4 protein-coding genes are annotated in these 2,862 nt (G+C 44.7%); 2 read left to right on the forward strand and 2 right to left on the reverse strand.

The genetic code is table 11. The features are described from left to right. Window positions 1–120: winged helix-turn-helix transcriptional regulator (locus AB4496_RS24625; protein WP_372132436.1), on the forward strand; the 120-nt coding region annotated here is incomplete at its 5' end. 47 nt (window positions 121–167) lie between these two features. On the opposite strand, the gene AB4496_RS24630 is transcribed toward AB4496_RS24625, so the two are convergent. Continuing rightward, window positions 168–1,073, reverse strand: a complete 906-nt coding sequence (locus AB4496_RS24630; RefSeq protein ID WP_102258236.1) for a LysR family transcriptional regulator — start codon at window positions 1,071–1,073, stop codon at window positions 168–170. A 210-nt stretch (window positions 1,074–1,283) separates the two neighbouring features. On the opposite strand from AB4496_RS24630, the gene AB4496_RS24635 reads away from it, so the two are divergent. Next, window positions 1,284–2,003 (forward strand): SDR family oxidoreductase, encoded by a 720-nt coding sequence (locus tag AB4496_RS24635; RefSeq protein ID WP_102258237.1) that lies wholly within the window; start codon window positions 1,284–1,286, stop codon window positions 2,001–2,003. A 218-nt stretch (window positions 2,004–2,221) separates the two neighbouring features. Here the strand turns inward: AB4496_RS24635 and ompW are convergent. Next, a partial coding sequence (ompW, locus tag AB4496_RS24640; RefSeq protein ID WP_372132433.1) for an outer membrane protein OmpW occupies window positions 2,222–2,862 on the reverse strand: 641 nt, incomplete at its 5' end.

Below are 2,862 nucleotides of genomic sequence, written 5' to 3' on the forward strand. Positions count from 1 at the left end.
AAGCAGATGTTCAACGAACTTCCACCAAGAGTTGAATACCAAGTGACGCCGTTCGGCGAGAAGTTTTTGTTGATTCTAGAGCAGTTGGAAAACCTACAAAACGAAATCGACGAGATGTAAGCCCACGCTAATCCGCTCTACTCCAAATAATGGACAGCACGCACTATTTAGCTGACTGGCATTTGCTCAAAACGGCCTTTTACAAAATCAATGAAGGTTCGAATTCGGCTCGGTTGATAGCGGTCTCGATGGTATATCGCTGAAAAGTCCACTTTCGGCACTACCCACTCATCAAACACCTGCACCAGTTGCCCTTCGTTGAGCTCTTGTAAGCAATAGATGGTTGGAACACGAATAATCCCATTGCCCGACTTCGCGCCCTGTACCAACACTCGGCCATTCTTACATTGCAGCCTACCCGTCACATGCACATCGACTGTTTTCTTAGTGTCATCCAAAGCTTGAAAGCTCCATTTACGCACCGAGCCCGTTAAGCAATCATGGTGGATGAGATCTTTAGGATGGTTTGGCTTTCCTTTGCGAGCAAAATATTCTGGGCTCGCGAGTGTTCCCATTTCAATATCCAATAGCTTTCTAGCGATAAAGCCCGCATCTTCAAGACTCCCCATACGAAAAGCGATATCAAACGCATCTTCAATCAAATCGACTCGGTTACTACTGAAATCAAGACTGATGCTGATGTCTGGGTAAAGCTGCATAAATTCATTGACCAGATCCGCGATGATCACCTCACCAAGATACCCTCCGACACAGTTTACTTTTATGTCGCCGCGCACCTCTTCGACATCGTCGACAGCAGCAATCAGAGCTTGGTCTATATTATCTAAGGCTTGTTCACATCTCGCGTACAGATCTTGCCCTGCATGCGTCAGTCTTAAAGTTCGAGTGGTGCGGATAAACAGTGTCACACCCATCTGCTTTTCTAGGCTACTCACTTGGCGTGATACGTGGGAGCGTGAAACATCTAACTCCTCCGCCGCTTTGGTGAAATTACCTAAACGAGCGATAAGAACGAAGGAGCGAATATCAGACAGGTTAATTTGATTGAGCATAGTCGCCAGCTTACTAATGAAGTTATGAGATAGACGCTTTTATTGTTGCATCACGGCAACAGTGTTTCAAGTAAAGCGCTATATATCAACAATGCTATTTTCCTTAATATACCTCCATCGCAACGAAGCAAGGCAACAAGCACTTGATTCGAATGCACTTAAACAATACGTCGTAGCCAACCGACGCAATAAAAGTACAGAGGAAATAAAATGAAAAAACTAATCGTAATTACAGGTGCAAGCTCTGGTATTGGTGAAGCAATCGCTCGTCGTCTAAGCGATGAAGGTCACCCTCTACTACTTTTAGCTCGTCGTATTGACCGCCTTGAAGCGTTGAACCTACCAAACTCTCTATCAGTAAAAGTAGACGTAACAGACAAAGCGTCTTTTGATGCAGCAATCGCACTAGGTGAAGAGAAATTTGGCCCTGTAGATGCACTTATCAACAACGCTGGTGCAATGCTTCTTGGTCAAATTGATACTCAAGACGCTCAAGAGTGGAAGACAATGTTCGATGTAAACGTGATTGGTCTGCTAAACGGCATGCAATCTGTACTTGCTCCTATGATGGAACGCAACACAGGTACTATCATCAACATCAGCTCAATTGCGGGTAAGAAAACATTCCCAAGCCACGCAGCTTACTGTGGTACTAAATTCGCGGTACACGCTATTTCTGAGAACGTTCGTGAAGAAGTTGCTGCTTCAAATGTTCGTGTTACCACTATCGCACCGGGTGCTGTAGAGACTGAACTTCTGTCTCACACAACATCTCAAGAGATCAAAGACGGTTACGATTCTTGGAAAGAAGACATGGGCGGCGTATTGGCTGCTGACGATATTGCTCGCGCGGTATCGTACGCTTACCAACAACCACAGAATGTATGTATCCGTGAGATTGCTCTAGCACCAACTAAGCAACAGCCATAGGCCTTTGCTATCGCTATTAAATAAGCGATGAACTAAAAAAACGCCACTGCTTAACAAGTAGTGGCGCTTTCGTTTTGGTGGTAACGATGATTGCAATCGCCACATCAATTTTTATTCATGTATGATTTGCTTGCGTTGTTTGTGACGTTGTTGATCAAAAGAAAAAAGCGCCCAAGCTGGCTGGTGCTTGAGCGCTTTTAACAAACTAAAGATGTTGATTAGAAGTTGTAACCACCACCAATCATGAATACCCATGGATCAATATCAACGTCTGTTGAGTACTGTTTCCCACCAGCCTTGTACTTGGCTGTAGTATCGATGTCTGCGTACCAGACGGATGCGTTTAAAAACCAGTCGTCGTTGATCATGTAATCCATACCAACATTCGCAGCCAGTCCCCACGAATCATCAAGGGACAAGTCACTTAAACCAGCATCTTTAGCCGCACCATTAAGCTCTTCGTCAAAGAATACGGTGTAGTTAATACCAGCACCTACGTAAGGACGGAACTTGCTGTTTGCTTCGCCGAAGTAGTACTGAACCATCAACGTTGGTGGTAAATGTTTTGTCTCGGCGATATCACCTAAACCACCATGGTTTGTAGAAATTGTATGGGAGAACGGCGTCGCTGCAAGAATCTCGAGACTGATGTTGTCTGTAAACATGTAGCCAAATGTCAATCCAAGTTGGGTGTTTGAATCCACACCAAATTTTGAACCCGATGTCTCCAAAACATCTCCACTGCTATCGTTAGGAGACACTATTGCGGCACCAGCACGGATGATGAAATCACCTTCTTTATGAGCAAAAGCACTAGTTGACATAAGAGCCGCAACAACCGCAATACCACATACTTGTC

It is taken from the genome of Vibrio sp. 10N.222.46.A1 (genome assembly GCF_041473595.1).
GTDB lineage: Bacteria > Pseudomonadota > Gammaproteobacteria > Enterobacterales > Vibrionaceae > Vibrio > Vibrio tasmaniensis_A.

Excerpts from the sequence above, each read along its gene's own strand:
- AB4496_RS24630 (WP_102258236.1), bottom strand. The coding sequence starts at position 1,073 with ATGCTCAATCAAATTAACCTGTCTGATATTCGCTCCTTCGTTCTTATC.
- AB4496_RS24635 (WP_102258237.1), top strand. The coding sequence starts at position 1,284 with ATGAAAAAACTAATCGTAATTACAGGTGCAAGCTCTGGTATTGGTGAA.